Source organism: Tatumella sp. JGM94 (assembly GCF_018257595.1).
Taxonomy (GTDB): domain Bacteria; phylum Pseudomonadota; class Gammaproteobacteria; order Enterobacterales; family Enterobacteriaceae; genus Tatumella; species Tatumella punctata.
On the sequence record NZ_JAERJN010000001.1, the window covers coordinates 184,667 to 204,426 of the forward strand.

17 protein-coding genes and 1 pseudogene are annotated in these 19,760 nt (G+C 50.1%); 11 read left to right on the forward strand and 7 right to left on the reverse strand.

Features of this window, described 5'->3' with window-relative positions:
* Window positions 1–298: 298 nt before the first annotated feature.
* Both cysB and topA read right to left on the reverse strand, forming a co-directional pair.
* A complete protein-coding gene (gene cysB, locus JK216_RS00870) occupies window positions 299–1,273 on the reverse strand; it encodes an HTH-type transcriptional regulator CysB (RefSeq protein WP_212707838.1) in 975 nt (324 codons plus the stop codon).
* 205 nt (window positions 1,274–1,478) lie between these two features.
* Window positions 1,479–4,076, reverse strand: a complete 2,598-nt coding sequence (gene topA, locus JK216_RS00875) for a type I DNA topoisomerase (protein ID WP_212711669.1) — start codon at window positions 4,074–4,076, stop codon at window positions 1,479–1,481.
* 362 nt (window positions 4,077–4,438) lie between these two features.
* Between topA and JK216_RS00880 the strand changes: the two genes are divergently transcribed.
* Window positions 4,439–4,690 (forward strand): DUF2498 family protein, encoded by a 252-nt coding sequence (locus JK216_RS00880; RefSeq protein WP_212710592.1) that lies wholly within the window; start codon window positions 4,439–4,441, stop codon window positions 4,688–4,690.
* A gap of 52 nt (window positions 4,691–4,742) precedes the next feature.
* On the opposite strand, the gene sohB is transcribed toward JK216_RS00880, so the two are convergent.
* Complete coding sequence (sohB, locus tag JK216_RS00885) at window positions 4,743–5,789, reverse strand: protease SohB (RefSeq protein WP_212707841.1); 1,047 nt, start codon at window positions 5,787–5,789, stop codon at window positions 4,743–4,745.
* Between the two features lie 172 nt (window positions 5,790–5,961).
* Here sohB and JK216_RS00890 point away from each other — a divergent pair, with 172 nt between their 5' ends.
* Window positions 5,962–6,723: a YciK family oxidoreductase gene (locus JK216_RS00890; RefSeq protein WP_212711668.1), complete on the forward strand. Its 762-nt coding sequence runs from the start codon at window positions 5,962–5,964 to the stop codon at window positions 6,721–6,723.
* Between the two features lie 50 nt (window positions 6,724–6,773).
* Here the strand turns inward: JK216_RS00890 and rluB are convergent, their stop codons facing one another.
* From rluB to JK216_RS00905, 3 genes are all read right to left on the reverse strand, one after another.
* A complete protein-coding gene (gene rluB, locus JK216_RS00895) occupies window positions 6,774–7,709 on the reverse strand; it encodes a 23S rRNA pseudouridine(2605) synthase RluB (RefSeq protein ID WP_212711667.1) in 936 nt (311 codons plus the stop codon).
* A 168-nt stretch (window positions 7,710–7,877) separates the two neighbouring features.
* Entirely contained in the window at window positions 7,878–8,498 is a 621-nt protein-coding gene (locus tag JK216_RS00900; protein ID WP_212707844.1) for an L-threonylcarbamoyladenylate synthase, read from the reverse strand.
* The gene (locus tag JK216_RS00905; RefSeq protein WP_349290153.1) at window positions 8,495–9,406 is read right to left on the reverse strand and encodes a PHP domain-containing protein; all 912 of its coding nucleotides are present in this window, start codon (window positions 9,404–9,406) and stop codon (window positions 8,495–8,497) included. Before JK216_RS00905 ends, JK216_RS00900 begins: the two co-directional genes overlap by 4 nt.
* Before the next feature lie 265 nt (window positions 9,407–9,671).
* On the opposite strand from JK216_RS00905, the gene JK216_RS00910 reads away from it, so the two are divergent.
* The 6 genes and pseudogenes from JK216_RS00910 to JK216_RS00940 all read left to right on the forward strand — a co-directional run bounded on the left by JK216_RS00910 (window position 9,672) and on the right by JK216_RS00940 (window position 16,671).
* Complete coding sequence (locus JK216_RS00910; protein ID WP_212707845.1) at window positions 9,672–11,234, forward strand: anthranilate synthase component 1; 1,563 nt, start codon at window positions 9,672–9,674, stop codon at window positions 11,232–11,234.
* Window positions 11,234–12,825 (forward strand): annotated as a pseudogene (trpD, locus tag JK216_RS16980) (bifunctional anthranilate synthase glutamate amidotransferase component TrpG/anthranilate phosphoribosyltransferase TrpD). Before JK216_RS00910 ends, trpD begins: the two are co-directional and overlap by 1 nt.
* A 2-nt stretch (window positions 12,826–12,827) precedes the next feature.
* Window positions 12,828–14,189 (forward strand): bifunctional indole-3-glycerol-phosphate synthase TrpC/phosphoribosylanthranilate isomerase TrpF, encoded by a 1,362-nt coding sequence (gene trpCF, locus JK216_RS00925; RefSeq protein ID WP_212707848.1) that lies wholly within the window; start codon window positions 12,828–12,830, stop codon window positions 14,187–14,189.
* 37 nt (window positions 14,190–14,226) lie between these two features.
* Window positions 14,227–15,417: a tryptophan synthase subunit beta gene (gene trpB, locus JK216_RS00930; protein ID WP_212707849.1), complete on the forward strand. Its 1,191-nt coding sequence runs from the start codon at window positions 14,227–14,229 to the stop codon at window positions 15,415–15,417.
* Window positions 15,417–16,220, forward strand: coding sequence for a tryptophan synthase subunit alpha (trpA, locus tag JK216_RS00935; RefSeq protein WP_212707850.1), 804 nt, complete (start codon window positions 15,417–15,419; stop codon window positions 16,218–16,220). Before trpB ends, trpA begins: the two co-directional genes overlap by 1 nt.
* Window positions 16,221–16,356: 136 nt before the next feature.
* Window positions 16,357–16,671 (forward strand): BON domain-containing protein, encoded by a 315-nt coding sequence (locus JK216_RS00940; protein ID WP_212707851.1) that lies wholly within the window; start codon window positions 16,357–16,359, stop codon window positions 16,669–16,671.
* 223 nt (window positions 16,672–16,894) lie between these two features.
* Here the strand turns inward: JK216_RS00940 and ompW are convergent, their stop codons facing one another.
* Window positions 16,895–17,527 carry an outer membrane protein OmpW gene (gene ompW / locus JK216_RS00945; protein ID WP_212707852.1) on the reverse strand — a complete coding sequence of 211 codons (633 nt, stop codon included), beginning with the start codon at window positions 17,525–17,527 and terminating at the stop codon, window positions 16,895–16,897.
* A 384-nt stretch (window positions 17,528–17,911) separates the two neighbouring features.
* Between ompW and JK216_RS00950 the strand changes: the two genes are divergently transcribed.
* From JK216_RS00950 to yciA, 3 genes are read left to right on the forward strand one after another with little or no spacing between them, the layout of a single operon-like run.
* Window positions 17,912–18,646 carry a YciC family protein gene (locus JK216_RS00950; RefSeq protein WP_212707853.1) on the forward strand — a complete coding sequence of 245 codons (735 nt, stop codon included), beginning with the start codon at window positions 17,912–17,914 and terminating at the stop codon, window positions 18,644–18,646.
* A 57-nt stretch (window positions 18,647–18,703) separates the two neighbouring features.
* A complete protein-coding gene (locus JK216_RS00955; protein ID WP_212711666.1) occupies window positions 18,704–19,240 on the forward strand; it encodes a septation protein A in 537 nt (178 codons plus the stop codon).
* A gap of 50 nt (window positions 19,241–19,290) precedes the next feature.
* Window positions 19,291–19,710, forward strand: a complete 420-nt coding sequence (gene yciA / locus JK216_RS00960; protein ID WP_212707855.1) for an acyl-CoA thioester hydrolase YciA — start codon at window positions 19,291–19,293, stop codon at window positions 19,708–19,710.
* The last annotated feature ends 50 nt before the right edge of the window (window positions 19,711–19,760 follow it).

Here is a 19,760-nt window from a genome sequence, read left to right on the forward strand (position 1 = left end):
CAGGCCGCTAATTAGCCAGAATAGACTACAGCCAGCAAGTACCGTCAGCCATACCCGGCGACGAAAACGCGACGCGGGCAGCGCTTCCAGTGACTGTATATAACAACGGCACAATGAATGAAATAATGAAGTAAGTGACATACAGCCCTCCCTGTAAATGACCAGAATACCCCTGACCGAATGATGACCGGCCAACAGCTGAGTCAATTGCTGGTCATCCATAACCGGCAATTTATAGCACACACTGATATTTCTATTGGTTAAGAAAACACAGAAATACTTTCCTGTCCTTCGGTTCTCACTTCACCGGCAAACGAATATCTTTAAACATGGCTTCAATATCTTCGTTTGAGCGCAAAGCAATGGCCGTATCAACCACATCACGCGTCAGATGAGGTGCAAAACGCTGAATGAAATCATACATATAAGTACGGAGGAAACTGCTGCTGCGGAAGCCTATCTTGGTGGTGCTGTAGCTGAAAATATCTGATACATCTATTTTCACCAGGTCAGGATCAGAAACCGGATCAACCGCCATACTGGCGATAACACCAATACCCAGTCCCAGACGTACATAGGTTTTGATCACGTCAGCATCCGTGGCAGTAAACACAATTTGCGGTGTCAGTCCGGCCTGATTAAATGCTGAGTCCAACGCGGAACGGCCGGTAAAACCAAAGGTATAGGTCACCAGCGGATATTCAGCCAAATCATGGATAGTCACATGTGATTTTTCGGCCAGAGGATGGTCCGGCGGAACCACTATTGAACGATTCCAGTGATAGCAAGGCAGCATCACCAGGTCATCGTATAAGTGTAATGCTTCGGTCGCGATAGCGAAGTCAGCGTTACCTTTTGATACGGCTTCCGCGATCTGCGTCGGAGAGCCCTGGTGCATATGCAGAGACACCCGCGGATAACGCTGAATAAAGCCTTTGATCACTGGCGGAAGAGCATATCTGGCCTGCGTATGTGTGGTGGCAACGTATAACGACCCCTGATCAGGCCAGGTATGTTCTCCGGCCACAGATTTAATCGCATCCACTTTCGACAACACTTCGCGGGCAATTCGGATAATCTCATCCCCGGCCGGGGTTATTTGAGTCAGGTGTTTACCACTCCGTGAAAAGATTTGAACACCTAACTCATCCTCCAGCATACGTACCTGCTTACTGATACCCGGCTGAGAGGTATATAACCCTTCTGCAGTTGAAGAAACATTAAGGTTGTGGTTTACGACTTCGACGATATAGCGTAATTGCTGTAATTTCATAGCCCACCATTCCGGGACAAAAGACAGTCAGTGCCTGCGTCCCTGCAAAATAATTATCTGTTAATAATCTCTTTGATTATTAACAGACTACACACGCATTTTTTCTATAACTACTATAGCATTAAACAATTATCAACAGAACAAATAGCTATATCAGTTAAAAATAAAAGGGCCAGCAAACGCTGGCCCCGATGTACTGCACGCTTTATTTTTTAGCTTCCTGCCATTTACCGTCAATATAAAACATTGACCAGCCGGTTGCCTTGCCTTCCTTTTCAGAAGAAATATACTGCTGCTTAGTTTTGCGGCTAAAACGTACCAGGGTTTTATTTCCCTGAGGATCAGCGGCAGGTGCCCGGGTCAGATAAGCGAACTTCTCCGGCAGACGGTCACTGAAACGCTGTAATTCTTCCACCAGCGGTGCCCGGGTTTCACGTGATTTAGGGAATGTATTCGCTGCCAGGAAAATACCTGCAGCACCATCACGTAACACAAAATAAGCATCTGACTTTTCACAGGCTAATTCAGGTAACGGTACCGGATCTTCTTTTGGCGGTGCAACATCACCGTTACGCAGGATTTTACGGGTATTTTTACAGGCGTCATTAGTACAGGCCATATACTTACCGAAACGCCCCATTTTCAGATGCATTTCATTTCCGCATTTCTCACACTCCACCACCGGACCATCATAGCCTTTGATGCGGAACTCACCCTCTTCAATCTGATAGCCATCACAGGATGGGTTGTTACCACAGACATGGAGTTTGCGTTTTTCATCGATCAGGTAGCTGTCCATTGCAGTGCCGCATTTCTGACAACGTGGTCGTGCGCGTAATGCGTTGGTTTCCGCATCATCGCCTTCCAGAATATTTAATACTTCATTTTCCGGAATCAGATTGATGGTCTGTTTACACCGCTCTTTTGGGGGTAATGCATAGCCGGAACACCCGAGAAATACACCGGTTGTCGCGGTGCGTATTCCCATATGTCGCTGGCAGGCCGGACATTCAATTGAGGTGATGACCATCTGGTTAGGCTGCATTCCCCCTTCTTCAGGGTCTTTATCCGCCTGTTCCAGTTGCTGACTGAAATCAGCGAAGAAATGATCCAGTACAGCACGCCACTCCGCCTGATTGCTGGCCACCTGATCAAGGTTGTCTTCCATCCGGGCGGTGAAGTCGTAGTTCATCAGTTCGCGGAAGTTACCTTCCAGCCGGTCAGTCACAATTTCGCCCATCTTCTCGGCATAAAAGCGACGGCTTTCGGTTCTGACGTAACCGCGATCCTGGATAGTTGAGATAATTGACGCGTAAGTCGACGGACGACCGATACCGCGTTTTTCCAGTTCACGAACCAGCGATGCTTCGCTGAAACGGGCCGGTGGCTTGGTGAAGTGACGGGCCGGAAGCACATCAAGTAAAGCCGGGGACTCACCCACCTCAATGGCTGGCAGAGTCAAATCATCATCATTTTTACGTAAAGCCGGCATCACTTTTGTCCAGCCATCGAAACGTAATGTACGTCCTTTGGCTTTAAGACGGTAATCGCCGGCCTGTACAGTCAGTGTGGTTGAATCATACTTCGCCGCCATCATTTGACAGGCAACAAACTGACGCCAGATTAACTGATAAAGTTTCTGCGCATCCGCTTCCATATCTTTGAGCTGTTCGGCGACAACATTCACATCCGAAGGACGAATAGCTTCGTGCGCTTCCTGTGAATTATCCTTGTTCGCATACAGGGTCGCCGTTTTGGGCAGGTATTTGTCACCAAAACTCTCATCAATATAAGTACGTGCCATTTCGATGGCATCCTGACTCAGATTCGTGGAGTCGGTACGCATATAGGTAATATGACCCGCTTCATACAGACGCTGAGCCATCATCATGGTTTTTTTCACCCCAAAGCCCAGCCGCGTACTGGCCGCCTGCTGTAATGTGGAAGTGATAAAAGGTGCGCCGGGCTTACTGCTGGTGGGTTTATCTTCCCGCTCGGTAACCCGGTAAGAGGCTTTTTCCAGCAAAGAAACGGCTGCCTGAGTCGTTTCTTTATTTTCGGGACGAAAAGCTTTATCACCCTGATGTGTGACCCGCATCAGTAACTCATTGCCCGCGGCGGTATTCAGACGAACGTCAATATCCCAGTATTCTTCCGGAACAAAGGCCTTGATTTCGCGTTCCCGCTCAACCACCAGTCGTACAGCCACAGACTGTACCCGGCCGGCAGATAAACCGCGGGCGACTTTTTTCCACAATAATGGCGATACCATATAGCCGACGACCCGGTCCATAAAACGCCGGGCCTGCTGAGCATTAACACGATCGATATTCAGCTCACCGGGCTGTTCAAATGCCTGACGTATCGCATTTTTGGTAATTTCGTTAAATACCACACGGCTGAAACGCTGGTCATCTCCGCCAATAACTTCCCGTAAGTGCCAGGCTATCGCCTCACCCTCACGGTCCAAATCCGTCGCCAGATAGATGTGATCTGCATCAGCGGCCAGCGCCTGTAATTCAGAAACGACTTTTTCTTTACCCGGTAAAATCTGATAGTTGGCTTTCCAGCCATGCCACGGATCAACGCCCATGCGGTTTACCAGGGCACTTTTCTCGTCTTTCTTACCGGTTTTCGTTGTTTTAGCTTTACCGGCTTCTGCCGTTTTTTTCGCTAACGAACCGCTGGTCGGCAGGTCTCGAATATGACCCACACTGGATTTAACAACGAAGCCACTGCCAAGGTATTTATTAATAGTTTTAGCCTTTGCCGGTGACTCAACAATAACGAGTGCTTTACCCATAGATAACTTTACCTAATAAAAACGTCCTGAAGAACGGGAGAGGATGACTCCCCTGATTTGCAACAAGTGCGCTTGCTGCCGACTCTCACTAATCACGCCACATCATCGATAACTAACCATAGCCCGGATATTAACAGTATGATTAAAATAATCTTTTACTCAGGTATCCTGGCCGCTGACGGCGTGAACTCCCTGATTCGCAAATCGTCCACACTGTACCTGATAAAATCTGTTACGCAACTTTATTAGCATCCTGGCGTATTTATCGCCACTAATAGCACCAATAATTTTGTCCCGGTGGTTACTCTTGCCGTAAAATACCCTCCGGATTTGTAATGATATATCAGCAACAGGAGCATGCTATGAACGGAAAACCCCGGGCTGTTGATTCTGCAACTCTGATTGCACTGGCCAGCGAACAAATGACCGGATATCCGGATTATCTGCCATCCATGGAAATTACAGCTGTACGTCAGCAAGGTAACTTACTGATTTTTAGCGGCCCCTGGTTTGCAGACGCACAGGGATTGCCGACAAAACAAAGTACCGCGGCCTTTAATGTGTTTAAAGCCCTGACACAGGAATTGTCACCTCTGTACTGTCTGAAACAGTAACCCCGGCAATTGCCGGGGTTCGGTTGTCTGTAGCCACAATAACACAGGCGGGTTACAACAAGGGCTTTTCGCCCTTTTGCCACCATTTAAGCAGCAGGCGTTCTGCAACACTGGCACCACTTTGGGTAAAACGCTCAATGACACTTTTTTTCTTAGTGTAACTTACGGATAATAAATTGAATTCATCCATTTTACTGATAATTACTTCATCACTGGTGGCAATCTCGTCAATCAGCCCGTTTTCCAGAGCCTGACGTCCGTACCAGTGCTCGCCGGTCGCCACCGAGTCAATGTCCAGAGACGGGCGCATTTGATGAACAAATGATTTAAATAACTGATGAGTTTCATTAAGATCTTCGCGAAATTTTTCCCGGCCTTCATCCGTATTTTCGCCAAGCAGCGTCAGCGTCCGTTTATACTGACCGGCCGTATGCAGTTCAATATCAATATCATTACGTTTCAGCAGGCGATTAAAGTTAGGTACCTGAGCAACCACCCCGATGGAGCCGATAATCGCAAAAGGCGCGGCAACAATATGTGAGGCGACACAAGCCATCATATACCCGCCACTGGCAGCCACTTTATCGACTACCGCGGTCAGACGGATCCCGTGATCGCGCAGCCTCTGTAACTGGGACGCTGCCAGGCCATAGCCGTGCACCACACCGCCCGGGCTTTCCAGTTTCAACAACACTTCATCACCGGCGGTGGCCACAGACAGGACCGCTGAAATTTCTTTACGTAAAGAAGCCACTTCGCCGGCATCCATACTGCCTTTAAAATCCAGAACAAATAGTGTTTTCTTTGCCGGTGGCGGGGTTCCCTGCTTCCTTGCCGCTTTTTCTGCTTTGGCTTGCTCTTTCTGTTGCTTTTTCTGCCCTTTCAGCCAGTTTTTCTGCTCATGCTCAGGAAGCGTTGCGACCGCCAGTGTTTGTTTCAGCGTCTGATAATCTTCACCGGGATGACCAAGCTGTAACTGCCCCTGCCCCGTTTTTTTACGGGACGAAACACCAACGCATACCACCACCAGCGCAATAATCGCCACGACCAGGGTGACAATTTTTGCTAAAAATAACCCATATTCTGCAATAAAACTCACTCAGTCCACCTCTGTCACATCGGTTAAAACGCATGTTATTCCGTCCGGTCTGACACAATACAGCCTGTCTCAGACGGTGACGAAACAGGAAATTAACAGCCTGTCCTCAGAGTGTATCATATGATAATTTACGACATAACTGTATGAAATATAAAAAACAAAGGACCCGCCCGTGAACAACCAGTCCGACAATCTAAGTCTGAAAAATCACACTATTCTGGTCACTGGCGCCTCTGATGGCATTGGCCGTGAAGCGGCACTGACCTATGCCCGCCAGGGTGCCAGGGTACTGCTGACCGGCAGAAACCCGCAGAAACTGGAAGATGTCCGCCGGCAAATCGCGGCTTTCGGACAGAGCCCTGCCGAAATATTTCTGCTCGACTTCGCCACTGCTGACGCCGCACAGTGTCGTGAATTTGCTGATCAAATAGCCCGCACCGCGCCGCAACTGGAAGGTGTACTGCATAATGCAGGTATTCTCGGCACGATCCAGCCAATGGCCGATATTCCGGAACAAGAGTGGCAACAGGTCATGAAAATTAATCTGGAGGTGACTTTTTTTCTGACCAGGGCATTACTGCCTTTGCTGCTTAACGCCCCGGCGGCGTCGTTAGTTTTTACCAGTTCCAGTGTCGGACGCGAAGGCCGGGCGGGCTGGGGAAGTTATGCAGTCTCTAAGTTTGCCACCGAAGGCATGATGCAGGTACTGGCCGCCGAGTATCAGCACAGCAATTTGCGGGTAAACTGCATTAATCCGGGCGGTACCCGAACTTCAATGCGCGCCAGCGCGTTCCCTGAGGAGAATGCAGCACTGCTCAAAACACCGGCAGATATTATGCCTGTTTACTTGTATCTGATGACTGATGCCAGCAGAGGCCAGACGGGGATCAGTTTCGATGCACAACCCGGCCGTAAAGCCGGTCCGGCAGAATAAACCTGTAAAAAAACCCCGGAGAACCGGGGTTTCAGGCAGGGTAATAACTGTCAGCCTTTACCGTTATTGCGTTTTGATACCGGCCGGCCAGTCGCCGCTCGGCCAGCCGTACTGCGGCCAGAAGCCGGACGGCGGGGAGTACTTTTACTGCCAGCCTGGCTGTGCTTTTTCACCGCACGACGGATCTGGTTCGCTTTGGTACGACGACGATCTTTTTCGACCGCAAGTTTGGTTTCTGTTTCTTCCGGCATTTCCACCAGCTGACGCAGATAATTCACTGAGGTCAGATCCATTTCCATATACCCGCCCCGCGGCAAACCTTTGGGCAGAACGATATCACCATAGCGAACGCGCATCAGTCGGCTGACCTGCACACCAACGGCTTCCCATAACCGGCGCACTTCGCGGTTACGCCCTTCGGTCAGGGTTACGTTATACCACTGGTTGAGACCTTCTCCGCCAGCAAACTTAAGGGTTTTAAACGCAGCAGGACCATCTTCCAGCTGAACACCGACACTTAACTGACGAATTTTATCATCATCAATCTGGCCGAAAACGCGGACAGCGTATTCACGCTCCACTTCACGGCTGGGATGCATCAGGCGGTTAGCCAGTTCACCATCGGTGGTAAATAACATTAAGCCACAGGTATTGACGTCGAGACGCCCTACCGCTATCCAGCGCGCGCCGTTGAGGCGAGGCAGACGGTCAAACACCGTCGGACGGCCTTCAGGATCGTTACGGGTACATAACTCACCTTCCGGTTTGTAGTAAGCCAGCACCCGGCACACTTCGCTGGCACTTTCTGCCACACGTACCAGATGACCATCAATACGGATTTTCAGGGAATTGTTGCTTTCGACCCGATCACCCAGGCTGGCGATTTTCCCGTCAACACTGACCCGACCGGCGGAGATAATTGCTTCAATTTCACGGCGCGAACCATGTCCGGCACGTGCTAATACTTTTTGTAACTTTTCGCTCATGGAGCATGCCTCACTGTCGCCTTCCCAGGCCTCAGGTTTAGGGTATATTTAATATTAAAATCAAATACTTACGTAAAAACTGACTGCCATTATACAGGATGGCAGTCACAATGTAACGATTTTTATTATTCAGACAGTTGCAGAGCAATGCTCTGAATCATGGATAAATTAGCGGAACGGATGAGGATCACCGGCACCTTCACGCATAATTTCCGGGGCATCGCCGGTTAAATCAACCACTGTGGTCGGTTGCTGACCGATAGTACCGCCATTCAGGATCAGATCGACCTGCTTACCGATACTTAACTGGATCTCTTCCGGATCTGACTCGGCAAAATCATTCCCCGGTAACATAAGTGTGGTGGACATTAACGGTTCGTTGAGTGCTTCCAGTAATGCCTGAGCTACCGGATGGGAAGTTACGCGCAGACCGATAGTTTTGCGCTTATCATTCATCAAACGCCGCGGCACTTCTTTGGTTGCCTTAAGTAAAAAGGTATAGCACCCCGGGGTATTATTTTTAATTAAGCGGAAGGCACTGTTATCTACCTGAGCATAGGTCGACAGTTCAGAAAGATCACGACACATCAGTGTAAAATGGTGTGAATCATCCAGCTGACGGAGCCGGCAAATTCTCTCCAGCGCCGACTTATCTTCAAGTTTGCATCCCAGTGCATAGCCGGAATCGGTCGGATAAACAATCACACCGCCTTTATTCAGATAATCCACCGCCTGACTGATCAGACGTGGTTGTGGATTCTCCGGATGGATATAAAAAAACTGACTCATACTTCGCTCCCTGCACCGGTTTGCAACGGTGCACTACTTTGAATTTCCGGAAAACGCAGCCATACCGCTTCAGCACCGGCCGGTAACCACAGTTTTCGGCCCAGTTCTATCCAGGCGCAAGGCTGATGAAAATCAGATCCCTGAGATGCGGCCAGTCCGTAATCCTGAGCATATCGGGTTAACTGCTGGCGTTCATCAGGTGCCTGCTGGCACTGGGCAACTTCCATGGCATCTCCGCCGTGGTCGGCAAAAAATTTCAGCAACCGCTTTAACCATTTTGCCGATAGATCATAGCGTCCGGGGTGGGCAACCACCGCCCTGCCTCCGGACTGATGGATCGCATCAATTGCCTGTTCTATTGTACACCATTGGGCGGGCACATATCCGGTTTTGCCCCGCGCCAGATACTGTTTAAAGACCTGAGCCATGGTGGAGGCTTTACCACACCCGACCAGATAGCGGGCAAAATGGCCACGGGTTATCTGCCCTTCCCCCGCCAGTGCACTCGCACCTTGTAACGCGCCGGGGATATTTGCCCGCTCAAGCCTGCGGGCGATCTCTTCAGCTCTCTGCCAGCGTTTCTGATGCTGGCTATCAAGAAGTGCACAGAGAGCCGGATGATTAATGTCCATCCCCAGACCAACAATATGGATTTCGTGGTTTTCCCATAGTGTTGAAATTTCCACACCACTCATCAGTTGCAATGGCAACTGATGCCTGGCAATGGCCTGGCGGGCCGGTTCAATCGCATTTGTTGTATCGTGGTCGGTAATAGCCAGCACATCGACTCCGCGCTCATGTGCCCTTAACACCAGCTCTTCTGCACTGAGCACTCCGTCGGATGCCCGGGTATGGCTATGTAAATCATACAGCTGAAATGCCGTTGGTTCTGTCAAATTAACTCCAATAACTGATCCTTTGTGCGGATACAGGGATTTTAGCAATAACTGGAAAAGATGTATTGACAATCCGCGCATGAACCAGTTAACTAGTACACAAGTTCAGATAAGGATACTTCTCATGTTGGTTATGACTTTACATTCTTCACGCTGGTGGCGCATGACTCTCCCCTGACCGGGCGATGTTGTCGTGCACCGTAAGTGTAACCACAGTGCAGATTTCAGGGCCCGCAGAATGCGGGCTTTTTGTTGAAAAAAATTCAGAGAAATAACCATGGCTAAAGCAAAACCAGAATTAAAAATTATTACCGGTGATGCCCCCTACAGGGATGACCCGGCCGCGGTTTTCAACCAGCTTTGCGGTGCCCGTCCGGCCACTCTGCTGCTGGAATCTGCCGATGTGGACAGTAAAGATAACCTGCAAAGTCTGTTAATTACCGATAGCGCTTTAAGGATCAGTGCTATGGGGCAACAGGTTTCGGTTCAGGCGCTTTCCGAAAATGGTGCCAGCCTGCTTCCCCTGCTGGATGCTGCACTGCCCGCCAGTGTCGATATCCGGGTACGTCCTGATGGTCGCGAATTCTTTTTTCCGGCGATCGATCCGTTACAGGATGAAGACTCACGCCTGAAATCCGTATCAGTATTTGATGCTCTGCGTTTAATTCCTTCACTGGTAGAACACAGTGACCGACACCGTGAATCGGTTATGCTGGGGGGGCTGTTTGCCTATGATTTAGTTGCCGGGTTCGAAACATTACCGGAACTCGATAACCACCAGCGCTGCCCCGATTATTGCTTTTATCTGGCAGAGACGTTACTGGTCATCGACCACCAGTCGCGGACGGCCAGGCTGCAGGCCAGCGTGTTTACCCCGTCCGCCAGCGAATTTCAGCGTTTGCAGCAACGTATTCACCAGTTGAATCAGCAAATGCAGCAGCCTGCTGCTGCTCTGGTGGCGAAAAAAGTCGAGCAGATGGAACTGAACTGTAACCAGAGCGACGAAGTCTATTGCGATGTTGTCAGTAAACTTCAGCATGCCATCCGCATCGGAGAGATTTTTCAGGTTGTTCCGTCGCGCCGTTTCTCATTACCCTGCCCGTCGCCACTGGCAGCCTACGATACCCTGAAACGCAGCAATCCGAGCCCCTATATGTTCTTTATGCAGGACCGGGATTTCACACTGTTCGGTGCTTCCCCGGAAAGTTCATTAAAATATTCCGCAGCCTCCCGTCAGATAGAAATTTACCCGATTGCCGGTACCCGTCCCCGCGGACGGAATGCCGCCGGGGAACTGGATAAAGATCTGGATAGCCGGATTGAGCTGGAAATGCGTACCGACCAGAAAGAACTGGCGGAGCATTTGATGCTGGTCGACCTGGCCCGTAATGATCTGGCACGGATTTGTGTGCCCGGCAGCCGCCATGTTGCTGACCTGACGAAAGTCGACCGCTACACCTTTGTGATGCACCTGGTCTCCCGGGTGATCGGCACCCTGCGCGAAGACCTCGATGTGCTACATGCTTACCGCGCCGTCATGAATATGGGGACCCTGAGTGGTGCGCCTAAAGTCAGGGCAATGCAGCTGATTGCCGAATCAGAAGGTACCCGCCGCGGGTCATACGGCGGCGCTGTCGGCTACTTTACCGGCAGCGGTGACTTTGATACCTGTATTGTTATTCGTTCAGCCTATGTCGAAGAAGGCATTGCCACAGTACAGGCCGGCGGCGGTGTGGTACTGGATTCGGTCCCCCAGGCGGAAGCCGACGAAAGCCGCAATAAGGCACGCGCAGTATTACGCGCCATTGCGACAGCTCATCACTGTAAGGAGATTTTCTGATGGCTGATATTTTACTGCTGGATAACTTTGATTCATTTACCTATAACCTGGTCGATCAGTTACGTACTTTTGGTCACCGCGTGATGGTGTACCGTAACAGTCTGCCTGTCGAAACACTGCTCGAACAGCTGCGCAGTATGGAAAATCCGGTACTGATGCTTTCTCCGGGGCCGGGGGCACCTGCTGATGCGGGGTCAATGCCTGCGCTACTGGCTGCAGTGCGCGGAAAAGTACCGGTTATCGGTATCTGCCTCGGTCACCAGGCGATTGTTGAGAGTTATGGCGGCACTGTCGGCCAGGCGGGTGAAATACTGCATGGTAAAGCATCGGCTATCAGTCATGACGGCCAGGAAATGTTCAGTGGCTTACCTGACCCGTTACCTGTCGCCCGTTACCATTCGCTGGTCGGCAGCAATATTCCGCCGGATCTCACCGTAAACGCCACCTTTAACGGTATGGTGATGGCCATCCGTCATGATGAAGATAAAGTCTGTGGTTTTCAGTTCCATCCTGAGTCAATTCTGACGACACGGGGAGCAACATTACTGGAACAGACCCTCAGCTGGGCGCTTAGCGACTAAAGGATTTGCCGATGCAACAGATTCTGGAACAACTCTATCAGGGAAAAAATATTGACCGGCAACAAAGCGAGCGGCTTTTCTCTGCCATCATCACCGGTGAAATGGATCCCGTCTCGCTGGGTGCCGCATTGATCGCCATGAAAGTGCGGGGCGAAACTCCCGATGAAATTGCCGGAGCCGCCACAGCCTTACTGGATAACGCACGCCCTTTCCCGCGGCCTGACTATCTGTTTGCCGATATTGTCGGTACCGGCGGTGACGGCAGTAACAGTATCAATATTTCAACCGCCAGTGCTTTTGTCGCAGCGGCCTGTGGTCTGAAGGTCGCTAAACATGGCAACCGCAGCGTATCCAGTAAATCCGGGTCTTCGGACCTGCTGGCGGCGTTTGGTATTAACCTCGATATGACAGCGGAAAATGCCCGCGCGGCACTGGACCAACAGAACCTCTGTTTTCTGTTCGCCCCTCAGTACCACAGTGGTTTTCGCTATGCGATGCCGGTACGCAAGCAGTTACAGACACGGACACTGTTTAATGTGCTCGGGCCGCTGATTAACCCTGCCCGGCCGCCATTGGCACTGATCGGCGTTTACAGCCCGCAGTTAATTCAGCCGGTGGCCGAAACGCTGAAAGTGCTGGGTTATCGCCGCGCGGCCGTGGTACATGGCGGCGGGATGGACGAAATAGCGATCCATGCGCCGACACAGGTGGCAGAATTACGCGACGGGGAAATCACCCGCTATGACATCAGTCCGCCGGACTTCGGGCTGGAATTCCATGAAAAAGAGTCGCTGGCGGGCGGTACGCCTCAGGAAAATCGTGATATTTTACGTCAGTTACTGCAGGGTAATGGTCAGACGGCTCACGAACAGGCTATTGCAATTAATGTCGCGATGCTGATGAAATTATTCGGTAATGAAGATTTACGCCATAACGCTGAACAGGCTATTGCGATGATCCGCAGTGGCCGGGCGTATGAGTTAGTCACTGCACTGGCAGCAAGAGGATAACCATGAAGGGTACCGTTTTAGAAAAAATAGTTGCAGATAAAGCTCTCTGGCTGGCAGCGCGTAAAGCACGACAACCCCTTTCAGACTTTCAACAGGCGCTGGTGCCTTCGGCGCGTAATTTCTACCAGGCATTACAGCGTGATAAGAGTGCCTTTATTCTGGAATGTAAGAAAGCCTCACCGTCAAAGGGGCTGATTCGCGAAGACTTCGACCCTGCAGCGATTGCTGCCGTTTACCGTGACTACGCTTCTGCAGTTTCGGTTCTGACCGATGAGAAATACTTTCAGGGCAATTTTGAATTTTTACCTGAAGTCAGTGCCGCTATTACTCAGCCTGTCCTGTGCAAAGATTTTATTATTGACCCTTATCAAATCTATCTGGCCCGCTATTATCAGGCCGATGCCATTTTACTGATGTTGTCGGTACTGGATGATCAGCAGTATCAGGCTCTGGCCGATGTTGCCCATTCGCTGAATATGGGGGTACTGACCGAAATCAGTAACCAGCAGGAGCTGGATCGGGCGCTTAAGCTGAAACCACGGGTCGCAGGAATCAATAATCGTGACCTGCGCGACCTGTCAATTGATTTAGATAAGACCCGTCAGCTGGCACCGCAATTGCCTCAGGACACCATTGTGATCAGTGAGTCCGGTATTTATGACTACCAGCAGATTGCTGAACTGCGCCGTTATGCCAATGGCTTCCTGATAGGTTCTTCATTAATGTCAGAAGACAACCTGGCGGTGGCGGTTCGCCGGGTATTGATCGGTGATAACAAAGTCTGCGGACTGACCCGCAGTGAAGATGCCGCAGCCGCATGGCAAGCCGGTGCGGTTTATGGCGGAATCATCTTTGCACAGGGCTCACCACGCCAGGTCAGCCTCCGTCAGGCGGAGGAAATTGTTGCAGCTGCTCCGTTGAAGTTTGTCGGAGTCTTCCGCGACCAGCCGGCCGAAGAGGTGGCCGGTATCGCCAGCCATTTGCGGCTGAGTGCTGTTCAGCTACATGGCAGTGAATCGGCTGAATTTATTGCTGCGCTGCGTCAGCAGTTACCGTCACAGATTGCTATCTGGAAGGCTTTCAGTATCAGCGACCATCTGCCGGAGCGTAACCTGCCTGATACGGATCGTTATCTGTTTGATAACGGTAACGGCGGCAGCGGTCAGCGTTTTGACTGGTCACTGCTGCAAGGACAGGACTTACATAATGTTATGCTGGCCGGCGGGCTGAATGCGGAAAACTGTGCAGAAGCGGCCCTGACCGGCTGTGCCGGTCTGGATTTTAATTCCGGTGTTGAAACTGCTCCCGGCATCAAGGATCCGAAAAAACTGGCGGACGTTTTCCGGCAATTACGAGCTTACTAATCAGGATGCGTCATCTGACGATACAGGAAATTGAGTTATGACTTTACTGAACCCCTATTTTGGTGAATTTGGCGGGATGTATGTTCCGCAAATTCTGATGCCGGCACTCAGCCAGCTGGAAGAAGCTTTTGTCAGTGCCCAGCGTGATCCTGAGTTCCAGGCTGAGTTTGTGCGACTGTTAAAAGACTACGCCGGACGACCGACTGCGCTGACCCTGTGCCGGAATATTACCGAAGGTACCCGTACCCGCCTCTACCTGAAACGTGAAGATTTATTACACGGCGGTGCTCACAAAACAAATCAGGTGCTGGGACAGGCATTACTGGCGAAACGGATGGGCAAAAACGAGATTATCGCGGAAACCGGGGCCGGACAACATGGTGTTGCTTCTGCCATTGCCTGTGCCTTACTGGGTATGAAATGCCGGATTTATATGGGCGCCAAAGATGTGGAACGTCAGTCGCCGAATGTATTCAGAATGCGCCTGATGGGTGCAGAAGTCATTCCGGTACACAGTGGTTCAGCCACCCTGAAAGATGCCTGTAATGAGGCTCTGCGCGACTGGTCTGGCAGTTACGAGACCGCACACTATATGCTGGGTACCGCGGCTGGCCCGCACCCGTTCCCGACTATCGTCCGTGAATTTCAGCGTATGATTGGCGAAGAGACCCGCGTACAGATTATGGAACACGAAGGCCGTCTGCCTGATGCGGTGATTGCCTGCGTGGGTGGCGGATCCAATGCTATCGGAATGTTCGCTGATTTTATTGATGAATCTTCTGTCGGGCTGATTGGCGTCGAACCGGCGGGACTCGGCATTGAATCCGGACAACATGGTGCGCCGTTAAAACACGGTAAAACCGGTATCTATTTCGGTATGAAGGCACCCATGATGCGTACAGAAGACGGGCAGATTGAAGAGTCTTATTCCATTTCTGCCGGACTCGACTTCCCGTCAGTCGGCCCGCAACATGCATGGCTGAACAGTATCGGCCGCGCAGATTATGTTTCAGTTACCGATGATGAAGCTCTGGAAGCATTTAAAGATCTGTCACGCCACGAAGGTATTATCCCGGCGCTGGAATCCTCCCATGCGCTGGCCCATGCGCTGAAAATGGCCCGTCAGGCGCCGGAAAAAGAACAATTACTGGTTGTTAACCTCTCAGGCCGCGGTGATAAAGACATATTTACGGTGCATGATATTCTGCAGCAGCGAGGAGAAATCTGATGGAACGTTATTCTGCTTTATTTAATCGCCTGGCTGAGCGTAAAGAAGGTGCTTTTGTGCCATTTGTCACGCTGGGAGATCCGGGGGCTGAGTTATCGCTGCAAATTATCGATGCGCTGGTCGCCGGAGGGGCGGATGCCCTGGAGCTGGGCTTCCCGTTCTCTGATCCCCTGGCTGACGGCCCGACAATTCAGGCGGCCAACCTGCGCGCTTTCAGCGCCGGGATGGACAGCAACAAAAGCTTCGATATTATCACTCAGGTACGTAATAAATATCCGGATCTGCCGATTGGCTTGTTAATTTACGCTAATCTGGTTTTCAGTCCCGGCATTGATGCGTTTTATGCCCGCTGCCAGCAAGCCGGTGTCGATTCGGTTCTGGTCGCTGATGTCCCCATGGAGGAGTCACAGCCCTTCCGTCAGGCAGCAATGCGGCACCATATTGCGCCAATCTTTGTCTGCCCGCCGAATGCCAGTGATGATTTATTACGTGAAATCGCATCTCACGGCCGCGGATATACTTATCTGTTATCCCGTGCCGGTGTCACCGGTACCGAACATAAAGCCGCCCTGCCGTTGCAGCATATAATCAGCAAACTGCATGAGTACCATGCAGCCCCCCCGATTCAGGGCTTCGGTATTTCTGAACCTTCTCAGGTGAAGGAATCTATCGCTTCCGGTGCTGCAGGGGCAATATCCGGTTCTGCCGTCGTCAGAATTATCGAACAGAACCTGCAACAGCCCGCCATAATGCTGAAAAAACTGACCGACTTTGCTGCCTCATTAAAAGCGGCCACCCGCTGATAGCCCTTTTCTCCGACAGACAGGCACCCCGCGGTGCCTTTTTTGGCAACAAAACTGGTAGATTAAAAATTTAGGATTACACTATAAGTGTACCGGAAAATCCCGGCATAACCTTTATTATACAGGGAGGCAGTAAATGAAGTTTATTAAGGTATTAGCCAGTGCAGTACTGGCATCAGTGGTGGCATTATCATTAACTGCCTGTGCGCCCGGCCCGAAAAAAGAAGGTACCGGAGGTTATATTGATGACACCGTGATCACCACCAAAGTCAAAGCTCAGTTACTGGGTACCAAAGAACTCAGATCGACCGAAATTAAAGTCGAAACATTTAAAGGACGTGTGCAACTCAGTGGTTTTGTGTCCAACCTGCAAACAGCAAGCCGTGCAGTTGAAGTTGCCCGCAGAGTGCCTGGTGTCACCTCGGTGGTTGATAATATGCAGATCAAATAGCTGAACTGTATTACAGAAAAAGCGCAGCAATGCGCTTTTTCTTATTCTGCCCCCGATGTTCCTTTGTATCCCCCCTGCAAAAATCGCCCTGACTGACTTTATTCGGCTGCCGGTATATATCATCGCCGATGAAAACAAAGCGCCCGATACAGAGTATCGGGCGTATCGGAAATAATGTTTTATTCAGCAATATCCGTCCCTGCGAATAACGCAGGCAAGGTACTCAGAAGCTGTAACCTACACCGAAGAAGAAGACCCACGGATTAATGTTAGTTTTGATGCTTTGCTGATCGCCATTGGCTTTGAATTTCACTTTGGTATTAATGTCCATGTACCACAGGGATGTATTCAGCATCCAGTGCTGATTAATCTGGTAGTCCATACCCAGTTGTCCGGCCACGCCCCAGGAGTCCTTCACATGCAGATCAGATAAACCCGCCGCGCGTCCGGTGTCATTGAATTTGTTATTAAAGAAGGTCGTGTAGTTAACACCAATACCGGCATAAGGCTGGAATTTAGAGCTATTATCCAGGAAGTAATACTGGGCCATCAGTGTCGGCGGTAACTGGTGAACGGTGGCCAGAGTGCCCGTCGGCCCCAGTCCGACCTTGTGGCGGAAAGGCGTGGCTGCCAGTAATTCAACACCAATATGGTCCGTCGCCATATAAGTAAAAGTCAATCCCAGCTGGGTATTGTTACTGACATTAAATTCACCTAAGCCCAGCACATTATCAGAACCCCCGGTCGGCCGGACAGTTGCGCTGCCAGCCCTGATAAAGAAGTCACCTGCCTGGTGAGCTGACGCTGCTGCCGGTAACAGTGCTGCCAGTAATAATGCAATTTTTCCGATTTTCATAGCCACTCCTCTCCTGAACTCGTCTGCTTTTATTGTTTTCAATGTGAACAATTTTTACATTGTATTTTGTTGTTGCTATGTGTATCGCGATTCACGCAGAAAATCATGTTTTTCCCGCCTGAAAAAATAGTTAAAAAACAAAGCCTTGATCCAGATCAATTTTTATCAGCTAACAGTTTCGCGTTTTAACTAAAAAAATTGTCTTAGATCTTCTGTTAATAATCCGGAGTATTAAGGCTATAATCGTTCAAAAAAAGCCCGATAATGAGTATTAATCATCCGGGCGGAGATAAAAGCAGAAAGTTATGTAAGTGAGGGTGCCCGCAGGCGTGGTTAACATGTACAATCTTGCGGTTAATTCATTTGTTTCCCAAAGGAGTGTACATGTCTCTCACGGCCAGCTCGTTATACCGTGATTCCGCAAATTTTTTGCGCCACCAGCTAAAAACGATAACACTGATCTCTCTGGTCAGCGCTTTCGTTACCGTTCTGCTGGGTACCGTTTTTTCTCCGGGTGCCGAACAGCTGTCTGCATTAATGCAAAGCAATGACAACGCAGGCTCACTGATTGAAGTGCTGCAGAATATGTCACCCGAACAGCAAAGAATATTACTGCACAGCTCGGCTGTCGGCACTCTGGCTGCTTTACTGGGTAACACATTATTACTGGGCGGGATGCTGGTGCTGATCCCGTCGGCTTCTTCCGGTAAACGGCTCAGTGCCTTAGGGGCGATAGGAGCCTCTGTCGGTTTTCTGCCTGCTTTACTTATTCAGACCTTTATCGTGACACTGATCGTTCAGCTCGGTTTTATGGCCTTTGTCATCCCGGGGATTTTTCTGGCAGTTCTGTTTTCCCTGTCTCCGGTATTACTGAGCCAGAAACGTGCCGGTATTTTCGGCTCGATGAAACAAAGCGTGCCACTGGCCTGGAACAATATGAAAGCCCTGGCTCCCGCGGTTATTTGCTGGTTGCTGGCTAAAGTTGTGTTGATGTTTATCTTCGCTTCGCTCACCGCACTTCCTGCAACAACAGCGGCTATTATCGCCACCACTCTGGGTAATTTACTGTCAGCAATGCTGGTAATCTATCTGTTCCGTGTGTATATGCTGATACGCTAACCGTCTGTTTTACTTTTTCGGCTCGCCTGCCGGTGAGCCGCATTATCCGGACCTGCTATGAAACAATTACTGGACTTTTTGCCTCTTGTCGTCTTTTTCATTTTTTATAAGCTATACGATATTTTCGTTGCCTCAGGCGCACTGATTGCCGCAACCGCGATTGCACTGGTTGTCAGCTGGGTGCTGTACAAAAAACTGGAAAAAATGACTATCATTACGTTTATTCTGGTGACTGTATTTGGTTCTTTGACACTGATTTTCCATAATGATGAATTTATAAAATGGAAAGTGACGGTTATTTATACATTATTTGCTGCCGCATTGTTATTCAGTCAGTGGTGGATGGAACAGCCATTAATTCAATCAATGCTGGGTAAAGAGCTGGTATTACCTTCCGCAGTCTGGCGACGTTTGAATATTGCCTGGGCAATATTTTTCTTCGTTTGCGGGCTGGTCAATATTTATGTCGCATTCTGGTTGCCTGAATCTTTCTGGGTTAACTTTAAGGTCTTCGGCCTGACCGCATTAACTCTGCTATTTACTGCTGCCTGTGGTCTTTATATATGGCGGCATCTGCCACGCGAAGAAAAGTAATACCCGGGTGGCCTTCCTGCAGGCCACTTTTTTAATAAAGAGAATAATAAATGACCGACAGTCTGAGACAGCCGCAAGGTGAGATGGTGCTGCGTACACTGGCAATGCCGGCAGATACCAATGCAAATGGTGATATATTTGGTGGCTGGTTAATGTCCCAGATGGATATGGGGGGAGCGATTCTGGCAAAAGAAATCGCCAATGGCCGTGTTGTTACTGTGCGTGTCGACGGTATGACATTTCTTAAACCCGCCGCTATCGGTGACGTTGTCACTTGTCATGCCCGCTGTATACGTACCGGCAACAGTTCAATTACTATTAATGTTGAGGTATGGATTAAAAAAGTTTCTTCCGAGCCGATTGGTCAGACTTACTGCACCACAGAAGCCGTATTTATTTACGTTGCGGTGGATGATAAAGGAAAACCAAGGAAACTCAGTGAGCTGATAGCCAATAAAAGCTACCCGTAACACCCTGCCGTGAGAGGTAAAGCGCATAACTGCGCTTTATCTCTCAGCAA

Coding starts and splice junctions, on each gene's coding strand:
- JK216_RS00950 (WP_212707853.1), top strand. CDS start 17,912: ATGTCTCTCACGGCCAGCTCGTTATACCGTGATTCCGCAAATTTTTTG.
- trpCF (WP_212707848.1), top strand. CDS start 12,828: ATGAAGGGTACCGTTTTAGAAAAAATAGTTGCAGATAAAGCTCTCTGG.
- cysB (WP_212707838.1), bottom strand. CDS start 1,273: ATGAAATTACAGCAATTACGCTATATCGTCGAAGTCGTAAACCACAAC.
- JK216_RS00900 (WP_212707844.1), bottom strand. CDS start 8,498: ATGAGTCAGTTTTTTTATATCCATCCGGAGAATCCACAACCACGTCTG.
- trpB (WP_212707849.1), top strand. CDS start 14,227: ATGACTTTACTGAACCCCTATTTTGGTGAATTTGGCGGGATGTATGTT.
- topA (WP_212711669.1), bottom strand. CDS start 4,076: ATGGGTAAAGCACTCGTTATTGTTGAGTCACCGGCAAAGGCTAAAACT.
- JK216_RS00910 (WP_212707845.1), top strand. CDS start 9,672: ATGGCTAAAGCAAAACCAGAATTAAAAATTATTACCGGTGATGCCCCC.
- rluB (WP_212711667.1), bottom strand. CDS start 7,709: ATGAGCGAAAAGTTACAAAAAGTATTAGCACGTGCCGGACATGGTTCG.
- ompW (WP_212707852.1), bottom strand. CDS start 17,527: ATGAAAATCGGAAAAATTGCATTATTACTGGCAGCACTGTTACCGGCA.
- yciA (WP_212707855.1), top strand. CDS start 19,291: ATGACCGACAGTCTGAGACAGCCGCAAGGTGAGATGGTGCTGCGTACA.
- JK216_RS00880 (WP_212710592.1), top strand. CDS start 4,439: ATGAACGGAAAACCCCGGGCTGTTGATTCTGCAACTCTGATTGCACTG.
- trpA (WP_212707850.1), top strand. CDS start 15,417: ATGGAACGTTATTCTGCTTTATTTAATCGCCTGGCTGAGCGTAAAGAA.
- JK216_RS00940 (WP_212707851.1), top strand. CDS start 16,357: ATGAAGTTTATTAAGGTATTAGCCAGTGCAGTACTGGCATCAGTGGTG.
- JK216_RS00955 (WP_212711666.1), top strand. CDS start 18,704: ATGAAACAATTACTGGACTTTTTGCCTCTTGTCGTCTTTTTCATTTTT.